This window comes from Streptococcus sp. ELY_86, assembly GCF_058314495.1.
The window spans coordinates 46,301-70,002 of the sequence record NZ_JBZFUK010000007.1 but is presented as its reverse complement, the minus strand read 5'-3'; the positions used below and the strand labels follow the sequence as shown (position 1 = coordinate 70,002).

Annotated in this window: 19 protein-coding genes and 4 tRNA genes; 22 read left to right on the top strand and 1 reads right to left on the bottom strand. The window is 43.3% G+C overall.

Features of this window, described 5'->3' with window-relative positions:
* Positions 1-24 precede the first annotated feature (24 nt).
* The 21 genes from AC4HAN_RS09390 (at position 25) to AC4HAN_RS09290 (ending at position 21,280) form a co-directional block, all read left to right on the top strand.
* Positions 25-97, top strand: a tRNA-Phe gene (locus AC4HAN_RS09390).
* Positions 98-102: 5 nt separating this feature from the next.
* Positions 103-173, top strand: a tRNA-Gly gene (locus AC4HAN_RS09385).
* 27 nt (positions 174-200) lie between these two features.
* Positions 201-274, top strand: a tRNA-Ile gene (locus AC4HAN_RS09380).
* Positions 275-283: 9 nt separating this feature from the next.
* Positions 284-371, top strand: a tRNA-Ser gene (locus AC4HAN_RS09375).
* Positions 372-434: 63 nt separating this feature from the next.
* Positions 435-1,253 carry a rod shape-determining protein MreC gene (gene mreC / locus AC4HAN_RS09370; protein ID WP_491092272.1) on the top strand — a complete coding sequence of 273 codons (819 nt, stop codon included), beginning with the start codon at positions 435-437 and terminating at the stop codon, positions 1,251-1,253.
* A 1-nt stretch (position 1,254) separates the two neighbouring features.
* On the top strand, positions 1,255-1,776 hold the full coding sequence (gene mreD / locus AC4HAN_RS09365) for a rod shape-determining protein MreD (RefSeq protein WP_491092271.1): 522 nt from the start codon (positions 1,255-1,257) through the stop codon (positions 1,774-1,776).
* 96 nt (positions 1,777-1,872) lie between these two features.
* Positions 1,873-3,258 (top strand): CHAP domain-containing protein, encoded by a 1,386-nt coding sequence (locus AC4HAN_RS09360; RefSeq protein WP_491092270.1) that lies wholly within the window; start codon positions 1,873-1,875, stop codon positions 3,256-3,258.
* A gap of 138 nt (positions 3,259-3,396) precedes the next feature.
* Positions 3,397-4,653 carry an ISL3 family transposase gene (locus AC4HAN_RS09355; protein WP_491092269.1) on the top strand — a complete coding sequence of 419 codons (1,257 nt, stop codon included), beginning with the start codon at positions 3,397-3,399 and terminating at the stop codon, positions 4,651-4,653.
* Positions 4,654-4,802: 149 nt separating this feature from the next.
* Positions 4,803-5,771 carry a ribose-phosphate diphosphokinase gene (locus AC4HAN_RS09350; protein ID WP_491092268.1) on the top strand — a complete coding sequence of 323 codons (969 nt, stop codon included), beginning with the start codon at positions 4,803-4,805 and terminating at the stop codon, positions 5,769-5,771.
* Between the two features lie 93 nt (positions 5,772-5,864).
* Complete coding sequence (locus AC4HAN_RS09345; protein ID WP_491092267.1) at positions 5,865-7,040, top strand: pyridoxal phosphate-dependent aminotransferase; 1,176 nt, start codon at positions 5,865-5,867, stop codon at positions 7,038-7,040.
* Positions 7,030-7,794, top strand: coding sequence for a DNA repair protein RecO (gene recO, locus AC4HAN_RS09340; RefSeq protein ID WP_491092266.1), 765 nt, complete (start codon positions 7,030-7,032; stop codon positions 7,792-7,794). Before AC4HAN_RS09345 ends, recO begins: the two co-directional genes overlap by 11 nt.
* A 120-nt stretch (positions 7,795-7,914) precedes the next feature.
* Positions 7,915-8,922: a phosphate acyltransferase PlsX gene (gene plsX, locus AC4HAN_RS09335; RefSeq protein ID WP_491092265.1), complete on the top strand. Its 1,008-nt coding sequence runs from the start codon at positions 7,915-7,917 to the stop codon at positions 8,920-8,922.
* Complete coding sequence (locus tag AC4HAN_RS09330; protein WP_491092264.1) at positions 8,915-9,160, top strand: acyl carrier protein; 246 nt, start codon at positions 8,915-8,917, stop codon at positions 9,158-9,160. Before plsX ends, AC4HAN_RS09330 begins: the two co-directional genes overlap by 8 nt.
* A gap of 120 nt (positions 9,161-9,280) precedes the next feature.
* Positions 9,281-9,988, top strand: coding sequence for a phosphoribosylaminoimidazolesuccinocarboxamide synthase (gene purC / locus AC4HAN_RS09325; RefSeq protein ID WP_491092263.1), 708 nt, complete (start codon positions 9,281-9,283; stop codon positions 9,986-9,988).
* A gap of 6 nt (positions 9,989-9,994) precedes the next feature.
* Positions 9,995-13,720, top strand: coding sequence for a phosphoribosylformylglycinamidine synthase (locus AC4HAN_RS09320; protein ID WP_491092262.1), 3,726 nt, complete (start codon positions 9,995-9,997; stop codon positions 13,718-13,720).
* A 218-nt stretch (positions 13,721-13,938) separates the two neighbouring features.
* The gene (gene purF, locus AC4HAN_RS09315) at positions 13,939-15,393 is read left to right on the top strand and encodes an amidophosphoribosyltransferase (protein ID WP_491092261.1); all 1,455 of its coding nucleotides are present in this window, start codon (positions 13,939-13,941) and stop codon (positions 15,391-15,393) included.
* A 67-nt stretch (positions 15,394-15,460) separates the two neighbouring features.
* Positions 15,461-16,483, top strand: a complete 1,023-nt coding sequence (gene purM, locus AC4HAN_RS09310) for a phosphoribosylformylglycinamidine cyclo-ligase (protein ID WP_491092260.1) — start codon at positions 15,461-15,463, stop codon at positions 16,481-16,483.
* Positions 16,483-17,037 carry a phosphoribosylglycinamide formyltransferase gene (gene purN, locus AC4HAN_RS09305; protein WP_027974823.1) on the top strand — a complete coding sequence of 185 codons (555 nt, stop codon included), beginning with the start codon at positions 16,483-16,485 and terminating at the stop codon, positions 17,035-17,037. Before purM ends, purN begins: the two co-directional genes overlap by 1 nt.
* A 240-nt stretch (positions 17,038-17,277) precedes the next feature.
* The gene (gene purH, locus AC4HAN_RS09300; protein ID WP_491092259.1) at positions 17,278-18,825 is read left to right on the top strand and encodes a bifunctional phosphoribosylaminoimidazolecarboxamide formyltransferase/IMP cyclohydrolase; all 1,548 of its coding nucleotides are present in this window, start codon (positions 17,278-17,280) and stop codon (positions 18,823-18,825) included.
* A gap of 157 nt (positions 18,826-18,982) precedes the next feature.
* Positions 18,983-19,741: a hypothetical protein gene (locus tag AC4HAN_RS09295; RefSeq protein ID WP_491092258.1), complete on the top strand. Its 759-nt coding sequence runs from the start codon at positions 18,983-18,985 to the stop codon at positions 19,739-19,741.
* A 411-nt stretch (positions 19,742-20,152) separates the two neighbouring features.
* Positions 20,153-21,280, top strand: coding sequence for a LysM peptidoglycan-binding domain-containing protein (locus tag AC4HAN_RS09290; protein ID WP_491092257.1), 1,128 nt, complete (start codon positions 20,153-20,155; stop codon positions 21,278-21,280).
* Between the two features lie 140 nt (positions 21,281-21,420).
* Here AC4HAN_RS09290 and AC4HAN_RS09285 read toward each other — a convergent pair whose 3' ends face one another.
* Positions 21,421-22,401 (bottom strand): Gfo/Idh/MocA family protein, encoded by a 981-nt coding sequence (locus AC4HAN_RS09285; RefSeq protein WP_491092273.1) that lies wholly within the window; start codon positions 22,399-22,401, stop codon positions 21,421-21,423.
* A 185-nt stretch (positions 22,402-22,586) separates the two neighbouring features.
* Between AC4HAN_RS09285 and AC4HAN_RS09280 the strand changes: the two genes are divergently transcribed.
* Positions 22,587-23,534, top strand: a complete 948-nt coding sequence (locus tag AC4HAN_RS09280) for a sugar-binding transcriptional regulator (protein WP_491092256.1) — start codon at positions 22,587-22,589, stop codon at positions 23,532-23,534.
* Positions 23,535-23,702 lie beyond the last annotated feature (168 nt).

Genomic DNA, 23,702 nt, shown 5'->3' with positions numbered 1-23,702 from the left:
AAATCCTGCTCCCGCAATAAGTCAGGCTCGGTAGCTCAGTTGGTAGAGCAATGGATTGAAGCTCCATGTGTCGGCGGTTCGATTCCGTCTCGCGCCATTTTAGCGGGTGTAGTTTAGTGGTAAAACTACAGCCTTCCAAGCTGTTGTCGCGAGTTCGATTCTCGTCACCCGCTTTTATAGAATAAGCCAAGCAGTAGCTTGGGCGCGTAGCTCAGCTGGTTAGAGCGCACGCCTGATAAGCGTGAGGTCGGTGGTTCGAGTCCACTCGTGCCCATATATATTTGGAGAATTACTCAAGAGGCTGAAGAGGACGGTTTGCTAAATCGTTAGGTCGGGAAACTGGCGCGGGGGTTCGAATCCCCCATTCTCCGTAGTTAAACGAGATTATCTGTTGATATCTCGTTTTATTTATAGCTTGTGTGCGGGTGGTTGAAATGAAAAAAATTAGGTTATCGCGTTTTATTGTTTTTGTTGTTACGGCATTGCTGGCAATTTCAATAGGACTTTTTTTTATTTTTCAGGATTCTATTGTTATGAAATCTGTGTCTAAACCGGTGAATACTGCGGTTTCCAGTGTTGATGAAATTCTGAATTTACCATTTCAGCTGATCGATGGCACTAAACGGTTATTTAATGCAAATTCGGAAAATAAATCACTAAAGCGTAAGGTAGAACAATTCGAAGGGCAAAAAAGCGAAATAGAAAAGCTGAAAGAAGAAAATACAGCTCTTAGGAAAACGCTGAAAATTAAAAAGTCCTTTCCCGATCAAACAGTTCTGTCTTCTAAAGTTATCGTTCGCTCACCTGTTTCCTGGCTGGATGTTTTAACCATAGATTTAGGAAAAAAAGACGGAGTTAGTAAAAACATGATGGCTCTTTCCAATGGCAGTTTAATTGGGAAAGTTGCACAGATAACCGCTGGCTCAAGTTCTGTAAAGTTACTTTCAAATACTAAAAATATTGATGAAATCCCTGTTAAAATTGCTGCTAAAAAAGGAGATGTTTTTGGTATTTTAACGCATTACGACTCTGAGTCCGGGACCTTTGAAATTACACAGCTGACCTCCTCTCTTAAAGTTCAAAAGGGAGATGCCGTTACAACCAGCGGCTTAGACGGTCAGAGCACAGAAGGAATTTCTGTTGGCAAAGTTGTCTCTGAGGAAGATAATTCCATCAATCTTTCGCGAAAAATCATTGTCAAACCGGCTATTGATTTATCAGATATTTCTCATGTAACCTTGGTAGGTGATTAACATGTCTGTCTTTAAAAATAAACCTTTTGCTGTTTTGTTAGCTTTTCTTCTTTTGCTTTTGGATGGTCATCTTTCCTTATTATCGCGGGCTTTGTTCCACAATCAGTTTATTGTCTCCAGTCATCTTTTGATCCTTTTCTTCTTATTTTATACCATTGTTTTTAATCCTTATTTTGTTTTTATCTTGGCCTTTCTTTTAGGAATCATTTATGACTTTTACTATTTAGGAATCTATAATTTTGGCATCATGACTCTGCTCTTTCCGATGGTAGCAGTCGTTATGATTAAGATCTGGAAGCACATCAGCAGCGAGAGACCCCTGTCGCGTTTCTTGGTTTTCTTTATCCTGATTTTTTTTCTTGATTTTATCAGTATTGCCATAGCCTATTTTTATCAATTAACAGCCTATCCTTTAAATGATTTTGTCACTTACAATCTGGCACCGTCTTTGATTTTCAACATGCTTGCCTTTCTTTTGTCGCAAAAACTATTAGAGAAGACCTATCTTGAAAGGCGTCATTAAAGCTTTTTAAATAAAAATGTAATAATGCCGTAATATATAAAGCGGCTTTTTTTGATATAATAATAAAGTCTTATCGAAAAAGGAGTTATATTTGTAATGAAAAAAAGAATTTTATCTGCAGTTTTAGTTAGTGGTGTGACACTTAGCTCTGCGACAGTGTTGTCATCTGTAAGTGCTGATGATTTTGATTCACAAATTGCGTCGCAAGATGCTAAAATTAATAATTTAAATGCTCAACAGCAAGCAGCGCAAACACAAGTCAACACTATTCAGGGACAAGTCAGTGCCCTGCAGACTCAGCAAGCACAATTACAAGCTGAAAACCAAAGACTTGAAGCACAGTCTGTTGTTTTAGGGAAAGAAATTCAAACTCTTTCAAATAAGATTGTTGCACGTAACGAATCTTTGAAAAAACAAGCTCGCAGCGCTCAAAAGAGCAATGCAGCGACAAGCTATGTTAACGCTATTGTTAATTCAAAATCAGTTTCTGATGCTATCAACCGCGTTTCAGCTATCCGTGAAGTTGTTTCAGCAAATAAAAAAATGCTTAAACAACAAGAACAGGATAAAGCAGCTGTTGAACAAAAGCAACAACAAAATCAAGCAGCAATTAATACTGTTGCAGCTAACCAAGCAGTAATTGTTCAAAATACAAATGCTTTGACAACTCAAAAAGCGCAATTGGAAGCAGCTCAATTAAACTTGCAAGCTGAATTGTCAACTGCACAAAATCAAAAGGCTACTTTGGTTGCTCAAAAAGCAGCAGCTGAAGAAGCAGCTCGTCAGGCAGCAGCAGCTCAAGCGGCGGCTGAGGCTAAAGCAGCAGCAGAAGCTAAAGCTTTACAAGAACAAGCAGCCCAAGCACAGCAGCAAGCGGCAGCAAATCAACAAACACAAGAAGAACAGCCGGCTGCTGATACAAATGCTCAATCAAGCAATGAAGCACAAGCTTCACAAGCGCAACCTGCTCAAACACAGGAAACGCAAGAACAAGCAGCTCCAGCAGCACAACAAACAACTGAGTCCGCAGCTCAAGCTTCAGCAGCTAATAATAATGCCGGACAACAAAGCCAAAGTGCTGCGCAAACACAAACACAAACTCAACAACAGCAAACTGCCCCAGCTGCAAGCACAGCAGCACCGGCAGCGTCAGCATCCAATACATCTTCTGCAAACACATATCCAGTTGGTCAATGTACTTGGGGTGTTAAATCATTAGCGCCTTGGGTTGGCAATTACTGGGGTAATGGCGGCCAATGGGCAGCCAGTGCAGCAGCAGCAGGCTACAGAGTTGGTTCTACACCTACAGCCGGCGCTGTAGCAGTATGGAATGATGGCGGTTATGGACACGTTGCTTATGTTACAGGTGTTCAAGGCGGTCAAATTCAAGTTCAAGAAGCTAACTATGCTGGAAATCAATCTATCGGTAACTACCGTGGATGGTTCAATCCAGGCAGTGTAAGCTATATCTATCCAAACTAAAAAGCTATGTAAAAAGATGGCTCTATAATATCTGTAGTGGGTAACGCCACTTTGGATATTGTAGAGCTTTTTGAATACACAAAAAGCCTCATAAGACTTATAATGAAAAGCGCCTAAACCATCATTAGAAAGTAACTTATGAGACACCTTAAGAATACCACAGAATTACTCGGAATGAAAGACCCACACATCAAAATAATCTTGGCTTCTCAGCACCAATCTCACATTGAGGTGCAAGCCACCCTTGATTATCCCGCTCCTTCTTGCCCTCATTGCCAAGGCAAAATGATCAAATACGACTGGCAGAGACCTTCTAAAATTCCTCTCCTTGAGCAGGCAGGGATGCCAACGCTTCTCAAACTCAAGAAGCGACGCTTTCAGTGCAAAGCCTGCAAAAAAGTGGTCGTTTCTGAGACTGATGTTGTCGAGAAAAACTGCCAGATTTCTAACCTCGTCCGCCAAAAAGTGGCGGATCTCTTGACTGACAAAGTCGCTTTGACTGATATTGCTCGGAGACTGCACATTTCCACAGCAACTGTCTACCGAAAACTCAATCAGTTCCGCTTCAAAGAAAGCTACGACAAGCTGCCAGAAATCCTGTCCTGGGATGAGTTCAGCTTTCAAAAAGGCCAGCTGGCTTTCATCGCTCAAGATTTCAAGACGCGTGAGATTATCGCCATCCTGGAAAACAGGCGTCAAACGACCATCCGTAACTACTTTCTTAAATACTCAGTGAAAGCCAGAAAACAGGTCAAGGTCATTACCTTGGATATGTCCGGAGCCTATATTCCGCTAGCTAGAAGACTATTTCCTAATGCAACGATTATCTTAGATCGCTTCCATATCATTCAACACCTCAACAGAGCCATGAACCGCACTCGCATCCAGATGATGAAGCAGTTTGACCGCAACTCCTTGCCCTATAGAGCCATCAAATACTTTTGGAAACTTCTCCTCCAAGATAGCCGAACGCTCAGTGATACCTTGTTTTACAACCGCACCTTTCGTGCTCACCTCTCTCCGAGGGAGATTATCCAGAAGATAAAGGATTTTTCGCCCGAGCTAGCCGACTGCTATGACCTCTATCAGCTCCTGCTCTACCATTTCCAGGAAAAGAATAGCCAACACTTTTTCGAGTTGATTCACGACTGCAAAGAGACGGTCAACACCCTATTTTTCACTGTTTTTAAGACCTTTGAAAAATACAGGCCCTATATTACGAACGCACTCGAGCTAGATTACTCAAACGCCAAGCTCGAGGCAACTAACAAGCTTATCAAAGATATCAAGCGTCAAGGGTTTGGTTATCGTAATTTCCCTAACTTCAAGAAACGGATTTATCTTATCTTGAACAGCAAAAAAGAGAGAACCAACTGGGTTCTCTCCAGAACTTAGCTTTTCATCACCCACTATAGTTGACAAAGAGCCAAAAAGATAAGATGCGTCTTATCTTTTTATTTTTTGTCAAAATATCCTCGTAAATCTAATTGAAAAATTACGGTAAAAACGTTAAAATGGTAAGGGATTAAAACTTTGGAGGAATTATGTCGTATTCTAATTTAAAATTGTTTGCCCTGTCTTCAAACAAAGAATTAGCAGAAAAAGTAGCCAAGACAATTGGAATCAGTCTTGGAAAATCAACTGTCCGTCAGTTTTCTGATGGGGAAATTCAGGTTAACATTGAAGAATCTATTCGCGGGAAGCATGTTTTTATTTTGCAGTCAACCAGTTCACCTGTCAATTACCATTTAATGGAAATCTTAATTATGGTGGATGCTCTTAAACGTGCCAGTGCTGAAACAGTCAGTGTTGTGATGCCTTATTACGGTTATGCCCGTCAAGATCGAAAAGCACGTGCCCGTGAACCAATTACCTCCAAATTAGTTGCCAATATGCTTGCAGTAGCAGGAGTTGACCGTTTGCTGACAGTTGACTTGCATGCTGCGCAAATCCAAGGATTTTTTGATATACCAGTTGATCACTTGATGGGAGCCCCTTTGATTGCTGACTACTTTGTCCGCCGCGGCATGTGCGGCAGTGACTATGTCGTTGTCAGCCCTGACCATGGCGGTGTAACGCGTGCCCGCAAGCTGGCTCAATTCCTCCAAACGCCGATTGCGATTATTGATAAGCGGCGGAATGTCAATAAAATGAATACCAGCGAAGTGATGAATATTATTGGGCATGTTTCGGGAAAAACCTGCATTTTAATTGATGATATGATAGATACGGCGGGAACCATTGCCCATGCTGCAGATGCTCTTGCCGAAGCTGGGGCAACAGCGGTGTATGCTTCCTGCACCCATCCGGTACTGTCAGGCCCTGCTTTAGATAATATTCAGAATTCTGCGATTGAAAAGCTGGTTGTTTTAGATACGATTGATTTACCACAGGAACGTTTGATTGATAAGATTGAGCAAATTTCGATTGCAGACCTCATTTCAGAAGCTATTATTCGTGTACACGAAAAACGGCCGCTCTCGCCTTTGTTTGAATTTACTTATCCACAATAAAAGAAGAATCGCTGTTTAGCGATTTTTTTATGGGGTGAAAAAGCAGATTTTTTGGTGTATAATAATGATAATATATTTGTAAGAGGTGTTTTTATGGATTTGAGTACACGTTTTAATAAGAATTTGGACCGAATTGAAGTTTCTATGATTCGGCAGTTTGATCAGTCGATTTCAGATATTCCGGGGATTTTGAAATTAACTTTGGGTGAACCGGATTTTACAACACCAGAACATATCAAGGAAGCTGCCAAGAAGGCCATTGATGCTGATAAAAGTCACTATACGGGTATGGCAGGGCTTTTGGAATTGAGGCAGGCAGCCAGTGCTTTTGTTAAAGAAAAATATCATCTAAACTACAATCCGGATAATGAAATTTTAGTTACTATTGGTGCCACTGAAGCTCTGTCAGCTACTCTGACAGCTGTTATAGAACCTGGTGATAAGGTTCTTTTGCCGGCACCTGCTTATCCCGGCTATGAACCGATTGTCAATTTGGTCGGGGGAGATGTTGTGGAAATTGATACCAGAGCCAATGACTTTGTACTGACACCTGAAATGCTTGAAAAAGCCATTGTAGCCGAAGGATCGGCGCTAAAAGCAGTTATTCTTAACTATCCTACAAATCCAACGGGTGTCACCTATTCGCGTCAGCAAATAAAGGATTTGGCTGCGGTTCTTAAAAAATATAATATTTTTGTCATCAGTGATGAAGTTTATGCGGAATTAACTTATACCGATGAAGCACACGTTTCCATTGCGGAATATTTACCGGAACAGACGATTCTGATATCCGGTCTGTCCAAGTCGCATGCAATGACCGGCTGGCGTTTGGGTTTGATTTTTGCTCCGGCTCTTTTAACAGCGCAGTTAATTAAGAGCCACCAGTATTTGGTTACTGCAGCGACTACCAGTGTTCAGTATGCAGCTATCGAAGCTTTGGTAAATGGTAAAAATGATGCTTTGCCAATGAAAGCAGAATACATCAAGCGTAGGGACTATCTCATTGAAAAAATGGAAGAAATGGGCTTTAAAATAATTAAACCTGACGGCGCTTTCTATATCTTTGCTAAAATTCCGGTTGCTGAAGGTCAGGACTCCTTTAAATTTTTGCAGGATTTTGCCAGAGAAAAGGCAGTAGCCTTTATTCCAGGTGTTGCTTTTGGCAAATACGGCGAAGGCTATGTCAGAATTTCTTATGCAGCCAGCATGGAAACGATTAAGGAAGCTATGAAACGCTTGAAAGAATTTATGGAGCAGTATGCAGACTAAGGAAACCAGAGGTTTGGTGCTTTACAATCGTCATTTTCGTGAGAATGATAAATTAGTCAAAATTTTTACGGAAAGTTCAGGCAAGCACATGTTTTTTGTACGTCATGCCGGTAATTCACGACTGTCTTCGGTTATTGAGCCGCTGACGGTGGCTAATTTCATCTTAAAGATTAATGACACAGGACTTTCTTATATAGAGGATTATAAGGAAGTCTCTCTTTTTAAGGAGATTAATACTGATATCTATAAATTAGCCTATGCCAGCTACCTTGTTGCTTTGGCGGACGCCGCTATTCCGGATGCCAGTTTTGATGCCAGTCTTTTTGCCTTCTTGGTTAAGACACTGGAGTTGATGAATGAGGGACTTGATTATGAGATCCTGACAAGTATCTTTGAAATTCAGATTCTGGAACGTTTTGGCGTTCAGCTCAATTTTCATGAATGCTGTATTTGCCATCGTGTAGGGCTGGCTTTTGATTTTTCCCACCGCTATTCGGGATTGCTGTGCCCTGAACATTATGAGAAAGATGACCATCGCAGCCATTTAGATCCCAATGTGCCTTATTTGCTGGATCGTTTTCAGTCTCTTCGTTTTGAAGATCTGCAAACCATTTCTGTCAAAGCCGATATGAAAAAGAAGCTTCGGACATTTATTGATGGTCTTTACGAAGACTATGTGGGACTTCATTTAAAAAGCAAAAAATTTATTGATGATTTGGATAATTGGGGCAGCGTGATGAAAAATGATGACTAGCTAATGGGTGACAATCTGGCTCAGTGTCTACGCTCAGACAGATTTGTCATTTTTTTGTAACGTTTAAAGTCCTTTTGTTCATGGTATAATTAAGGATAATTGTAAAAAAAGGAAATCAGAATGAAAAAAATTGCAGTTGATGCTATGGGGGGAGATAATGCTCCTCAGGCTATTATTGAAGGGGTTAATCAAGCCTTAACAGAGTTTTCGGATATTGAAATTCAGCTCTATGGAGATGAAACAAAGATTACGCCCTACCTTCAGACAAATGAGCGCGTCACCGTTATTCATACGGATGAAAAGATTGATTCGGATGATGAGCCAGCTAAAGCTGTCCGCAAGAAAAAAAAGGCCTCTATGATTTTAGGAGCGCAGGCAGTTAAAGACGGCAAAGCTGACGCTGTGCTTTCTGCAGGAAATACAGGAGCCCTGCTTGCAGCCGGTCTTTTTGTTGTCGGCCGTATTAAAAATATTGACCGTCCGGGTCTCATGTCCACTCTTCCAACAGTTAATGGCCAGGGATTTGATATGCTTGATCTGGGGGCCAACGCTGAAAATACAGCCCGCCATCTGCATCAATACGCTATTTTAGGGTCTTTTTATGCGCAAAATGTCCGCGGCATTGCTAATCCGCGCATCGGCCTGCTCAATAACGGAACTGAGTCGACTAAGGGAGATTCGCTGCGCAAGGAGACTTTTGACCTTTTATCAGCGGATCAGTCGCTTAACTTTATCGGAAATATTGAAGCGCGTGATTTAATGAACGGTGCTGCTGATGTTGTTGTTGCTGATGGTTTCACGGGAAACGCAGTCCTGAAAGCTATTGAAGGCACAGCACTCGGTATTATGGGGCAGCTGAAAACGTCTATTAAAAAAGGCGGCCTTAGAGCAAAATTAGGAGCCCTTTTACTGAAAAACAGTCTTTATGATTTGAAAAATAATTTAGATTATTCAGGTGCCGGCGGGGCAGTACTTTTCGGGCTTAAGGCACCGGTTGTTAAGTGCCATGGCTCAAGTGACGCCAAGTCTGTTTATTACACGGTAAAACAGATTCGCACAATGCTTGAGACTGATGTCGTCGGTCAATTAGTGGGAGAATTTTCTAAAGAGGGGGATCAGCATGACTAACAGCGAGATTTTTGCAAAGCTTTCTGCTCTGATTAAAGAACAGCTGCACGATGAGACATTAGAGGTGACCAAAGCGACCGCTTTTCAGGATGATTTGGGAGTCGATTCGATTGCTCTCGTGGAGTTTATCATTACCTTGGAAGATGAATTTAATCTGGATATTCCTGATGAGGATGTAGAAGATATCCAAACGATGGGAGAATTGACAGATTATCTTGATCAAAGATTTAAAAAATAAAATCGTTCGTTATATGCGAACGATTTTATTTTTATTATGTAACAAAGTTTGTTAAATCTTGAATTATGGGCTTTCGTGTGTTAAAATCTAAGGGAGAACATAGGAAAGGCGAACGATTTAATGACCAGAGAACTTATTTATTCGGGTAAGGCCAAGGATATTTTTGCAACGGAAGACGAAAATGTGATTATTGCACAGTACAAGGACCAGGCAACTGCTTTTAACGGGGTTAAAAAAGAGCAGATCGCAGGTAAGGGACAGTTAAATAATCAGATTTCGTCTTTAATTTTTGAAAAATTAAATGCGGCAGGAATTGCCACCCACTTTATTGAGAAAATTTCAGACACGGAGCAGTTAAATAAAAAAGTTGATATCATTCCGCTTGAGGTGGTGCTTCGCAACTATACAGCGGGGTCTTTTTCCAAACGTTTTGGCGTTGAAGAGGGCATTAAACTGGATGAGCCGATTGTAGAATTTTACTATAAGAATGATGACTTGGATGATCCTTTTATCAATGATGAACATGTCAAATTTCTGGGGGCTGCTGATGATGAAGACATTTCTTATATCAAGGCAGAGACGCGCCGCATCAATGAGCTGCTGTCCGACTGGTTCCAGCAAATCGATCTAAAACTGATTGATTTTAAATTGGAATTTGGCAAAGACAAGGATGGTAATATTATTTTAGCGGATGAATTTTCACCGGATAACTGCCGCCTCTGGGATGCACAAGGCCATCACATGGATAAAGATGTCTTCCGCCGCGGGCTGGGTGAGCTGACAGATGTCTATACGGTCGTTTTAGAGAGATTGAAGGGAATCAAGTAGAAAAGTATGGATAAACGTATTTTTGTTGAAAAAAAGCCGGCATTTCGCGTTAAATCAGAATCTTTGGCAAAGGAGCTGAGCCATAATTTACAGTTAAAGACACTGTCAGATTTGCGGATTGTACAGGTTTATGATGTTTTTAATTTATCTGAGGAACTTTTAGATAGGGCTGAGAAACACCTCTTTTCGGAACAGGTAACTGATGATATTTTGTCAAAAGAGCAAGTAGCTGAGGCTCTTGATAGCTCTGCTTACTTTGCTATTGAGGCGCTTCCCGGTCAGTTTGACCAGCGTGCGGCCAGTTCTCAGGAAGCGCTGTTTCTGCTTGGTGCAGCTGATGATGTGCGGGTTAATACAGCTCAGCTGTATTTGGTGAATCAGACGGTTGAAGCAGCCGAATTGGAAGCAATCAAAAATTACTTGCTGAATCCGGTTGATTCACGTTTCAAGGATATACGAGCGGGAATTCAGCCGCAGGAATTTTCCAGTTCTGATAAAACCATACCAAAGCTTGATTTCTTTAGTACTTATAAGGCGGAAGATTTTGTTGCTTACAAGGCTGAGCAAGGCTTGGCTATGGAAGTGGATGATCTGCTTTTTATCCAAGATTACTTTAAACAGCTGGGCCGGGTACCGACGGAGACAGAGCTCAAGGTATTAGACACTTACTGGTCGGATCACTGCCGGCATACGACATTTGAGACAGAGCTGAAATCTATCGATTTCTCAGCGTCGCAATTCCAATCACAGCTGCAGGCAACCTATGATAAATATCTTGCCATGCGCCATGAATTAGGACGTGATGACAAACCGCAGACACTGATGGATATGGCAACTATTTTTGGCCGCTATGAGCGCGCAAACGGGCGTCTCGATGATATGGAAGTGTCTGATGAAATCAACGCTTGTTCAGTTGAGATTGAAGTGGATGTTGACGGTGTCAAAGAGCCTTGGCTCTTGATGTTTAAAAATGAAACCCATAATCATCCAACCGAAATCGAGCCTTTTGGCGGTGCGGCAACCTGTATTGGCGGTGCTATCCGTGACCCGCTGTCCGGACGTTCTTATGTTTATCAGGCCATGAGAATTTCAGGAGCGGGAGATATTACAAAGCCGGTAGCAGAGACGCGTCAAGGAAAGCTTCCGCAGCAGGTTATTTCCAAAACAGCAGCGCACGGCTATTCTTCTTATGGCAATCAAATTGGTCTGGCAACAACTTATGTCAAGGAATATTTCCATCCGGGCTTTGTGGCTAAACGAATGGAACTCGGTGCTGTTGTAGGTGCTGCGCCAAAAGAAAACGTCGTTCGTGAAAAACCTGTAGCCGGTGATGTTGTCATACTGTTAGGGGGCAAAACCGGACGTGATGGTATTGGCGGTGCGACTGGCTCTTCTAAAGTTCAAACGGTCGAATCTGTAGAGACAGCAGGTGCGGAAGTACAAAAGGGAAATGCTATTGAAGAGCGTAAGATTCAGCGCTTGTTCCGCAATCCTGAGGTGACAACCCTGATTAAGAAATCCAATGACTTTGGTGCCGGCGGTGTTTGTGTTGCTATTGGCGAATTGGCTGACGGTCTGGAAATTGACTTGGACAAGGTGCCTCTGAAATACGCTGGTCTTAATGGTACGGAAATTGCTATTTCTGAATCCCAAGAACGAATGTCTGTTGTGGTTCGGCCTGAAGATGCTGAACAGTTTATGGCAGAATGTGCCAAAGAAAATATTGCTGCGGTTGCCGTTGCAACTGTGACGGAAAAACCAAATCTGGTCATGACTTGGAACGGCGAGACTATTGTTGATATTGAGCGCTCCTTCCTTGATACGAATGGGGTGCGCGTGGTTGTTGATGCCAGTGTCGTTGACAGCGGCGTCAAATTGCCTGAAGAGCGAGTAACTTCAGCAGAAACCCTTGAACAAGATACTTTAGCTGTTCTTTCGGATCTCAATCATGCCAGTCAAAAGGGTCTGCAGACCATTTTTGACTCCTCAGTCGGCCGTTCAACGGTAAATCATCCGCTGGGCGGGCGTTACCAAATCACTCCGACAGAAAGTTCTGTGCAAAAGCTGCCCGTTCAAAACGGTATTACTAAGACAGCTTCTGTCATGGCGCAAGGTTATAACCCTTACATTGCAGAGTGGTCACCTTATCACGGTGCTGCTTATGCCGTTATTGAAGCGACAGCTCGCTTGGCTGCAACAGGGGCAAATTGGTCTCGTGCCCGCTTTTCTTATCAGGAATATTTCCAGCGCATGGATAAGCAAGCAGAGCGCTTCGGTCAGCCGGTAGCAGCTCTGCTGGGTTCTATTGAAGCCCAAGCTCAGCTGGGTCTGCCGTCCATTGGCGGTAAGGATTCGATGTCTGGTACTTTTGAAGACCTGACAGTGCCGCCGACATTGGTTGCCTTTGGGGTGACTACGGCAGATGTTGATCATGTGCTTTCGCCGGAATTCAAACAAGCCGGAGAGACAATCTACTATCTTCCGGGGCAGGCGCTTGCTGAGGAAATCGATTTTGCAGCTATTAAAGCTAACTTGACAACCCTGTCAAGCATTCAAAGTAAATATAAGCTGACGGCCGCTGCCGCTGTGAAATACGGCGGTGTAGCAGAAAGCCTTGCGCTTATGAGTTTTGGCAACCATATTGGTGCCGAAGTTGAGTTTGACAAACTTGACAGTATCTTGACAGCACAATTGGGCGGCTTTCTCTTTACCAGCTCTGAAGATATTTCAGAAGCTGTGAAAATCGGCCAAACCAGCCCTGATTTTAATCTGACTGTCAATGGCACAGTCCTTGACGGATCGGCTCTTTTAGTGGCTTTTGAAGGCAGGTTGGAAGATGTTTATCCGACCGAATTTGAACAAAGCGCAGCGCTGAAAGAGGTACCGGAGGTTATTTCTGATACTGTTATTAAGGCAAAAGAAAACGTGGCTGAGCCTTTAGTATATATTCCCGTCTTTCCGGGCACCAATTCTGAGTACGACTCGGCTAAGGCCTTTGAACAGGCAGGAGCAAAGGTTAATCTGGTTCCTTTTGTGACCTTGGATGAAGCAGCCATTGCCCAGTCTGTTGACATCATGGCTGACAATATTGATAAGGCTAATATCATTTTCTTTGCCGGCGGCTTCTCTGCGGCTGATGAGCCGGATGGTTCAGCCAAGTTTATTGTGAATATCCTGCTCAATCAAAAAGTTCGTTCTGCTATTGATCGTTTTATTGATCGCGGCGGTCTGATCATCGGTATTTGTAACGGTTTCCAGGCTCTGGTTAAATCTGGCCTGCTGCCGTATGGCAATTTCGACAATGCAAGTGAGACAAGTCCGACCCTCTTTTATAATGATGCCAACCAACACGTGGCTAAAATGGTTGAAACACGCATTGCCAATACCAATTCGCCGTGGCTGGCAGGTGTTGAAGTTGGTGATATCCATGCTATTGCAGTGTCACATGGTGAAGGGAAGTTTGTTGTGACGGCAGAAGAATTTGCAGAGCTTCGCGACAATGGCCAGATTTGGAGCCAATACGTTGACTTTACCGGCCAGCCGAGCATGGATTCAAAATATAATCCTAACGGCTCTGTCCATGCTATTGAAGGCATTATGAGCAAAAACGGTCAGATTATTGGTAAGATGGGGCACTCAGAACGCTATGAAGACGGTCTTTTCCAAAATATTCCAGGCAGCAAAGACCAAAAACTCTTTGAAAGTGCAGTGAAATATTTTACAGGAAAATAAGACTGACGGAGTGAGCGAAAACAAACTCTGAAAAAGCTGCTTTTGGTCTCAGCAAAGAAAGCGAAAGTGCAAAATTACGATTTGTGTTTTACTTCCTCAGAAATTTTGCTATGTTAAGACTGACTTTCCATGGATTTCTAAAACAGTCCGGCGGACTGTTTTACCTTTCATCCGTGCTGCCTAAGGAAAGGTTTAAAAAATAAAAGGTATATGCAAAAATGACATACGAAATAAAATCTCTTAATGAAGAATGTGGATTGTTCGGTATTTGGGGCCATCCTCAAGCTGCACAAGTGACCTATTTTGGGCTTCACAGTTTACAGCACCGCGGGCAGGAGGGAGCCGGTATTCTATCCAATAATCACGGCAAGCTCCTGCGTCACCGTGACACAGGTCTGGTATCAGAGGTGTTTAAAGATCCGGCCGATTTAGAAAAACTGACAGGGCAGGCAGCGATTGGGCATGTTCGCTATGCAACTGCGGGAGAAGCTTCGATTGATAATATCCAGCCCTTTCATTTCAAATTCTATGACATGGCTTTTGGTCTGGCTCATAATGGCAATCTGACCAACACCAAAACGCTGAAAAGGGAATTGGAGCAAGATGGAGCTATTTTTTCATCATCATCGGACACAGAAATTCTAGCCCATTTGATCCGCCGCAGTCACAAGACTGACTTTGTTGATAAGGTGAAAGAAGCTCTCAATCAGGTAAAAGGCGGCTTTGCTTACCTGCTTATGCTGGAAGATAAAATCATTGCCGCTCTGGATCCCAATGGTTTCAGACCGCTTTCCATTGGTCAGACGGCTAACGGAGCGATTGTGGTTTCCAGCGAGACCTGCGCCTTTGAAGTTATTGGTGCCAAGTGGCTGCGTGATTTAAAACCGGGAGAGATTGCCGTTATTGATGAATCCGGGGTTCATTATGACAGTTACACAGATGAGACTCAGCTGTCCATCTGCTCCATGGAATATATCTATTTCTCACGTCCTGACTCTGTTATTCACGGGGTTAATGTGCATACCGCTCGGAAAAATACCGGCCGGCGTTTGGCTCAGGAATTTGCACATGAAGCAGATATTGTCGTTGGGGTCCCCAACTCCTCGCTTTCAGCTGCCAGCGGATTTTCCGAAGAATCGGGTTTGCCAAATGAAATGGGTCTGATTAAAAATCAATACACTCAGCGAACCTTTATTCAGCCGACGCAGGAATTGCGCGAGCAGGGGGTTCGTATGAAGCTGTCGGCCGTGTCCAGCATTGTCAAAGGCAAGCGCGTGGTTATGGTGGATGATTCCATTGTCCGCGGGACGACCAGCCGCCGTATTGTCCAGCTGCTGCGGGATGCCGGTGCAGCTGAGGTTCATGTTGCCATTGCCAGTCCGCCGCTTAAGTACCCTTGTTTTTACGGTATTGACATTCAGAGCCGCCGCGAATTGATTGCGGCTAACCATACCGTTGATGAAATTCGGCAGATTATTGGTGCAGACAGTCTAACTTATTTGTCTATTGATGGCTTGATTGAGTCTATCGGACTTGAAACAGATGCACCAAATGGAGGACTCTGTGTGGCTTATTTCGACGGTAAGTATCCGACACCGCTCTATGACTATGAAAAAGCCTATCTTAAGAGTTTAAAGGAAAAAACAAGTTTCTTTATTGATGAAGTGAAGTAGCTTTTGGCATGTTTTAAAAAGCAGAGGACTTTTTTATACAAGCAATACAAATGAAAAGGTAACGATTATGACAGAAAAAAATGCTTATGCAAAATCTGGTGTTGATGTTGAAGCGGGCTATGAAGTTGTTGAACGGATCAAAAAACACGTGGCTCGCACGGAGCGTCTGGGTGTTATGGGAGCACTGGGCGGCTTTGGCGGCATGTTTGATTTGACAGCAACCGATGTTAAAGAGCCTGTTCTTATCTCAGGCACAGACGGTGTCGGAACCAAGCTCATGCTTGCTATCAAGTACGATAAACACGACACGATTGGGCAGGACTGTGTGGCTATGTGTGTCAATGACATCATCGCTGCAGGGGCCGAACCGCTTTACTTCCTTGATTATGTGGCAACCGGCAAAAATGAGCCTGCCAAATTAGAACAGGTGGTGGCTGGTGTGGCAGAAGGCTGTGTACAGGCCGGTGCTGCCCTTATCGGCGGTGAGACGGCTGAAATGCCCGGCATGTACGGCGAGGACGATTACGATTTAGCCGGTTTTGCTGTTGGAATTGCTGAGAAATCACAAATTATTGACGGTTCAAAGGTCAAAGCAGGTGATGTCCTGCTGGGACTGGCTTCAAGCGGTATTCATTCAAATGGTTACTCCTTGGTTCGCCGTGTCTTTGCAGACTATACCGGTGAAGAAGTGCTGCCGGAATTAGAGGGCAAAAAACTCAAAGATGTCCTGCTTGAACCAACTCGGATTTACGTCAAAGCAGTCCTGCCTTTGGTTAAAGAAGGCTTGGTTAATGGGATTGCTCATATCACGGGCGGCGGCTTTGTCGAAAATGTGCCGCGGATGTTTGCGGATAATTTGGCTGCTGAAATCGAGGAAGATAAGGTTCCGGTTTTGCCGATTTTCAAGGCTCTTGAAAAATACGGCAATATCAAGCATGAAGAAATGTTTGAAATCTTTAACATGGGGATTGGTCTCATGCTGGCCGTCAGCCCGGAAAACGTGGCGCGTGTCAAAGAACTCTTGGATGAGCCAGTGTATGAGCTCGGCCGTATCGTGGAAAAAGCGGGCGCTAGTGTGGTGATAAGATAATGGCAAAAAAAATCGCAGTCTTTGCTTCCGGCAACGGATCTAATTTCCAAGTCATCGCTGAGCAATTTCCAGTAGCCTTTGTTTTTGCGGATCACAGAGATGCTTATGTACTGGAGCGCGCTAAAAATCTGGGTGTGAAGAGTTATGCCTTTGAACTGAAGGAATTTGACTGCAAAGAAGATTATGAAGCAGCTATCATTGACCTCCTTAGCAAACATGCCATTGATCTGGTAGTGCTGGCTGGCTATATGAAGATTGTTGGACCGACGCTGCTTTCAGCCTATGAGGGGCGCATTATCAATATCCACCCAGCTTATCTGCCGGAATTTCCAGGTGCTCACGGTATCGAAGATGCTTGGCAGGCGGGTGTTGATCAATCCGGCGTGACCATCCATTGGGTAGACTCAGGTGTTGACACCGGACAAGTCATCAAGCAAGTCCGAGTGCCGCGACTAGCTGACGATACTATCGAAACCTTTGAAGCCCGCATTCACGAAAACGAGTACCAGCTTTATCCTCAAGTGCTGGAGAGTTTGGGAGTGGGGAGGAAATAGAGAAGGCGTTGATTATGAGGATTTCAGCCGAAGACATCGCCCGATGGCAACAGACAGCTGCTAACTAGCATAGCAGGTCGCCTAACCGATGTTTCTTGCCGTGGTGAACAGACGATTAATGTTTTATTAATCGTCTCGGAACTTTTGAGACTTTGGCTCAAAAGTTAGGAATGAAATCCCGTAGGGAGTTGCTTCCGTCCGCACCACCTAAGAGAAACATCAAAAAGAAAGGAAAAATTGATGATTAAACGTGCACTGATCAGTGTATCTGACAAAGCAGGCATTGTAGACTTTGCCCAAGAATTGACAGCCCTTGGTTGGGAGATTATCTCAACCGGTGGGACGAAAACTGCCCTTGACAATGCAGGGGTAGCAACGATCGCCATTGACGATGTGACAGGTTTTCCTGAGATGATGGATGGCCGTGTCAAGACTCTTCATCCAAATATCCACGGTGGGCTTTTGGCTCGCCGTGATTTAGACAGCCATTTGCAGGCTGCCAAAGATAACAAGATTGAACTCATTGACCTTGTGGTGGTCAACCTCTATCCTTTCAGGGAAACGATTTTGAAGCCTGATGTGACCTATGCTGATGCGGTTGAAAACATTGATATTGGCGGACCATCAATGCTTCGTTCAGCAGCGAAAAACCATGCCAGTGTGACGGTTGTCGTGGATCCGGCTGATTATGCGGTGGTGCTTGACGAACTCAAAGCAGATGGCGAGACAGCTTATGCAACTCGTCAGCGCTTGGCGGCTAAGGTTTACCGCCATACGGCAGCTTACGATGCTTTGATTGCGGATTACTTCACAGCGCAAGTTGGAGAGACAAAACCTGAGAAACTAACCCTCACTTATGACCTCAAACAGCCCATGCGCTATGGCGAAAACCCGCAGCAGAATGCGGATTTCTATCAGTCAGCTATTCCAACGGATTATTCCATCGCGTCAGCTAAACAGCTCAATGGTAAGGAACTTTCCTTCAATAACATTCGTGATGCTGATGCGGCCATTCACATTATTCGCGACTTTACCAACAAGCCAACGGTCGTTGCTCTCAAGCACATGAACCCTTGCGGTATCGGTCAGGCCGACACGATCGAAGGGGCTTGGGACAATGCTTACGCTGCGGATTCTGTTTCGATTTTTGGCGGTATTGTCGTTCTCAACCGTGAGGTGGATGCAGCTACCGCAGAAAAAATGCACAGCATTTTCTTAGAAATTATCATTGCGCCTTCATACTCAGACGAAGCGCTGGCTATCCTCACAACCAAAAAGAAAAACCTGCGCATCTTGGAGCTGCCCTTTGATGCCCAAGCAGAGAGCGAAGTGGAAAAAGAATACACCGGCGTAGTCGGCGGTATGTTAGTGCAAAATCAAGACGTCATCAAGGAAAATCCGGCCGATTGGGAAGTTGTAACCAAGCGCCAACCAGATGCGCGTGAGCAAGTGGCGCTTGAGTTTGCCTGGAAAGCCATCAAGTACGTGAAATCAAACGGTATCCTGATTGCTAATGACCACATGACCCTCGGTGTCGGACCTGGTCAGACCAACCGTGTAGCATCTGTTCGTATCGCTATCGACCAAGCTAAAGACCGCCTTGACGGTGCTGTTCTTGCTTCTGATGCCTTCTTCCCATTTGCTGATAATGTCGAAGAAATCGCAGCCGCAGGTATCAAGGCTATTGTCCAACCCGGCGGCTCCGTCCGTGACCAAGAAGTCATCGAAGCAGCTGACAAATATGGCATTGCCATGGTGTTTACGGGAGTAAGGCATTTTAGACACTGATAATAAAAAGACGAGTCTGGGGCAAAAGTCCAGACTCTTTGGCGTTATTCCAGATTTACCAGATTGGCGCAGTGGTTGATTGGTGGTCCTTATCCCTTGCTGCGCAAGTGATAGCGGCCAACCTAATCAACTGTGCGGAGGTGGGAGGAGATTCGTTATGTTAAAATACTTTAGGAAAAATAGTAAGGTTTTATTGCTGCTTGTTGCATTGATTGTTGTTTCTGGGCCGCTATTTTCAATCATCTTATCATCCATTTCCAGCTTATTGAATACCAACTTAGGGGATTGGTTAAGCTTCTATGGTGCGATGACAGGCATTGTGATTTCATTGGTTGTTATTCATTTCCAGCTCTATCTGGAAAATGAAAAAAATCTCAAAGGGCAGCGGCCCAAGCTGTTTTTAGAATACGATTATCAGGATATCAAACCCGGCTGCCCTATTTATTATCAAGATAAATATTGGTTTGGATTGATTCACCGCAAAGAAAACAGCAAAAAACTGGCGGTACGTTCCTTTAAAAATTTTTATTCTGAGGAGGGTAAGATGGATAAAGCCCTATCCTTTGAAATTCAAAACAATCGTCCTGTATTTGATCTTCAAATCCAATTTGGCAATCAGGGAAGCTATGTAGCTATCCCAAAGTTAAGCGAGAACCAAAAAATATACGTCGTATCAAAAGAACATCAAGATGCCATTTTTGCTTATTTGTCAAACAACAATAAAAATGCAAAAGAAACATTCACTCACGTCCCTCCGTTATTGAAAATATATTATACCACTACCGCTGATGAAAAAATTTACCAAGAGTATTCTGTAGATGCAAATGGTTACTGTGAATTAGTAAAAGAAAAGTATGATGTAAACTATCCAAGCCTATCAGGAAAAGACTATATTTGTGATTACTTCGTGAGATGATCTAGAGAATTAATCTGCGTAAGATATCTTTTGATTTTACTTTAAGCTTTCTGCAAGAAAATTTTAAGGACAGCTTAAGCTAGCGCTCGTATACTATAGTCATCCTAGCAATAGGATTCCCAAAACTTTTCTTTTTCATAAATCTCCTAAAAACAACCCAACTTTTGTTGGGTTGTTTTGCTGTCTTTGCTTGCCCATCAAATACAGTCTGAGCTGCTAAAGACAGAAATCCTAGAAGATAACAGTTAAAATTGTTCGGAAAAAATTTATTCAGAACAATGCATTTTATATGACAAATGCGACAGGATGTTACAGCCGTAAGATAGTTCTGTTAAGGTGAGCCGATGAGGAGGCATTTGAAAAAAACTATGTTAGGATAGGATTATCTCAAAAAACGAAAGGGACTATAACATGAAATTCAATCAAAAAATGCTATTAGCCTCAACACTCGCTTTATCACTTTTTGCAGCTTTTGAAGCAAAAGCTGACGATAAGGCAGCAAACTGGGCACCGCGCACAGTAGAAGAAGTCAAAACAGACTTAGTCAGTCAAGGCAACCAAACCACTTATACCGTTCAATACGGAGATACCCTCAGTACCATCGCAGATGCTATGTCTGTTGATGTCAATGTTTTAGCCAAGGTCAATCAAATTGCCAATATCAATCTGATTTTCCCGGGAACTACTATCACAGCAAGCTATGATGCTCAGCACAATGTCACAGGCATGACCATTGAAGGTGCAGATAACAGCGCAGTTTCAGGGCAGTCAGCATCGGTTAATTTTTCAACCAATGAAGTAACTGTCGGAGAGACCACAACATCTCTGGATGCTGTCGAAACTCCGGCGGCATACCAAGCACCGGCTGCTGAAACAACCGTACCGACAGAACAAGCAAGCTCAGCTCAGCCTGCTGCAAGTTCAGCGCCAGTCAGTGCAGAGCAGCCTGCGGTTCAGTCCACACCGGCTCAGACAGATACACCGGTCGCACCAACTGCAGCTCAAACAACCGCTGCAGAATCTGCCTCAGCACCTGCACCTACCGCACAAACAAACGCTGCAGACACAGCTAATTCAGCCGCGCCGGCGCAAACAGAGGCACCAGCTGCCAGCCAAGCAGCGACGACGGATACCTCATCTGCTCAAACTTCAACAGCGACAGAAACAGCAGAGCAAACACAAACAAGTGTTGATACCACAGGTCTTCAGCCGTCAGCAGCAAATTTTGCGAACAAGGTAGCAAGTACTTATGGTGTTACTGATATCGGCGGTGTCCGTGAAGGAGACAGCGGCGACCATGGTACAGGCAATGCTGTTGATGTTATGGTTTACGATGATACCAATCTTGGTAAGCAAGTTGCTGACTATGCTACTTCAACCATGGCGGAAAATAATATTTCTTATGTGATTTATCAGCAAAAATTCTATGGACCGACCGATAACGTCTACGGCGCTGCCAATACTTGGAACCAAATGCCTGACCGCGGCAGCGATACGGCCAACCACATGGATCACGTCCACGTATCGTTTAATAACTAATTAGCAAGCTTGTATAAACACCTTAGAATCATTCAACGGTGATACTTCTAAAAAAGCTCCTCTTATAAGCGGCCAGTGAAAAGCAACTATTCACTGCCTACTGTGAGAGGAGTTTTTTCTATGCTTTAAAATTGATAAATCTATTCTTCTTCCGGATAAGTAATTCCCCATTCTCTGCGCAGCTGAGTCATGATGTCCATGACGTCCTGCGTGTAATCCAGATGCATGGTATTTTCGCTGCCTGCGACAGCTTTTTCCATATCAGCCACTTCATAGACAAGAGCCTGAGCGGTATCTCCAGCCTCGATCACCTCCTGATGCCCGTCCTCGGTATAGGTAATAACAGCTTTTTGTCCGCGCGGATATTCATAAAGTTCGATATAACCCTTGTCGTAAGCGATCGTTCCGCGTTTAGGCTGCTTGGCGTGCAGACTGAGGGTAATTGTCGCCATCTGGCCTTCATCATTGGTCAGAAGGATTCCTGCTTGTTCATCCACACCGGTTGGTGCCAGCTTAACCTGTGAAGCGATCTGCTTCGGACTTGAAGCCATAAACCAGCGGACAAAGGACAGCGCATAAACACCGATATCCAACAAAGCGCCGCCCGCCAAATTACGGCTGAAAAAGCGGTTAGTCATGTCATAATCTTTATAACTGCCAAAGTTCATCTGGATAAGTTTAAGTTCGCCCAGCTGACCGGAATTCACAATATCTGCTAATTTACGGTAAATGGGCATGTGAAAAATCGTCATGGCTTCTGCCAAAACAACCTGGTTTTCTTCAGCCAGCTGAATTGCCTCAGCCAGCTCCTCAGAGTTGAGGGTAATGGACTTTTCACAGAGCACATGCTTACCGTTCGTTAAAGCCTTGCGCAAAAAATTGATATGCGTATTGTGAGGAGTGGAAATGTAGATAATATCAACTTCTGGATCCTCAAAAACATCATCAATTTTGTCGTAGACTTTTTCAATCTCATATTTTTGGGCAAAAGCAATCCCTTTTTCATGCGTTCGGTTAGCAACAGAATAGAGTTTTCTGCCCTGTGTCTCCAAAGCCTGTGCCAATTCATTGGCAATAACGCCTGTCCCCAGCGTTGCCCAGTTGTAGTGTTCTTTTGTCATCATAAGCGCCTCCTTTTCTTTAGTATATCAGAAAAAAGAGATTAGTCATTAAAAAAATAATATGATATACCAAGAGACCTAAAAAATTGCCATCACAATGGTGAAAAAACAGCAACAATTGCAATAATCAGCTTTTATGCTAAAATACTATCAGGAAAGATAAATAGAACAGGTACCAAAACAGAATGCTTAATCAAAAACAATTGCTTGTCAAAATTGCGGAAAAATATTATTTAGAAAATAAAACACAAAGTCAGATTTCAAAGGAACTTGGAATTCACCGGACAACGATCAGCCGTTTGCTGAAACAATCTAGAGAGGAGGGAATTGTTGAAATTACAATAAATTATGACACTGCCGGAAATTATAATATTGAAAAAAAATTAGAATCTACTTTTGGTCTGCATAAAGCAATTGTTGTTTCAACTTCTGCGGATATGACCAAGGCTCAAAAAAATATTTTATTGGCTCAGGCTTTGGGCAAATATTTAGAAACCTTGCTCCATGATAATATGACAATTGGCTTTTCATGGGGAGAAACGCTGTCAGCAGTTGTCAACCATATGCCTACGCTAAACTTATCAAATGTTGTTTGTGTGCCCATGATTGGCGGTCCTTCAGGGAAATTGACCAGCGACTATCATGTCAATACCATCACCTATCAAGCAGCTAAAAAATTAAACGGCCGGGCTCTGCTCATTGATTCACCGGCCATTCCAGAAACAAAACTGCTGGCAAAAGAACTCTTAAAAAATGATTTCAATAAAGAGCTAATCAGCCTTTGGGGAAATTTAGACGTAACTGTTACAGGGATTGGCAGTATTCTTCTAAATCAAAACAAAGCCTGGCAGGATTTTTATGGTGAGTCAATTATTGAAATGATCAAAAAACAGGACGTTGTCGGTGATGTTGTTTCACGATTTTATAATATCGAAGGAGATCACATTGAAAGTGAGCTGGATGAGCGCATTATTGGGATTACCTTATCAAAATTAAGAAAATGTGCCTATCGCATTGGAGTGGCTGAATCCAGTGAAAAAGTTTCGGCAATAATTGGTGCACTGAGAGGGCGCTATATCAATGTTTTGGTAACCAGCGAAGAGACCGCTCAAGAAATTTTAGACCGCCTATAATTGTGTCATAAGGCTATGATTGGTAGTCTTATTTTTTATACCCTAAAATCACAAATGTTATAAAAATTTTAAAAAATGTGAAAATCGTATTGACTTTTAGAATTATAAGCGTTACACTATGTCTGTAACAAATGTTGTAATATAATCACATATGTGAAAGGAGTCCAT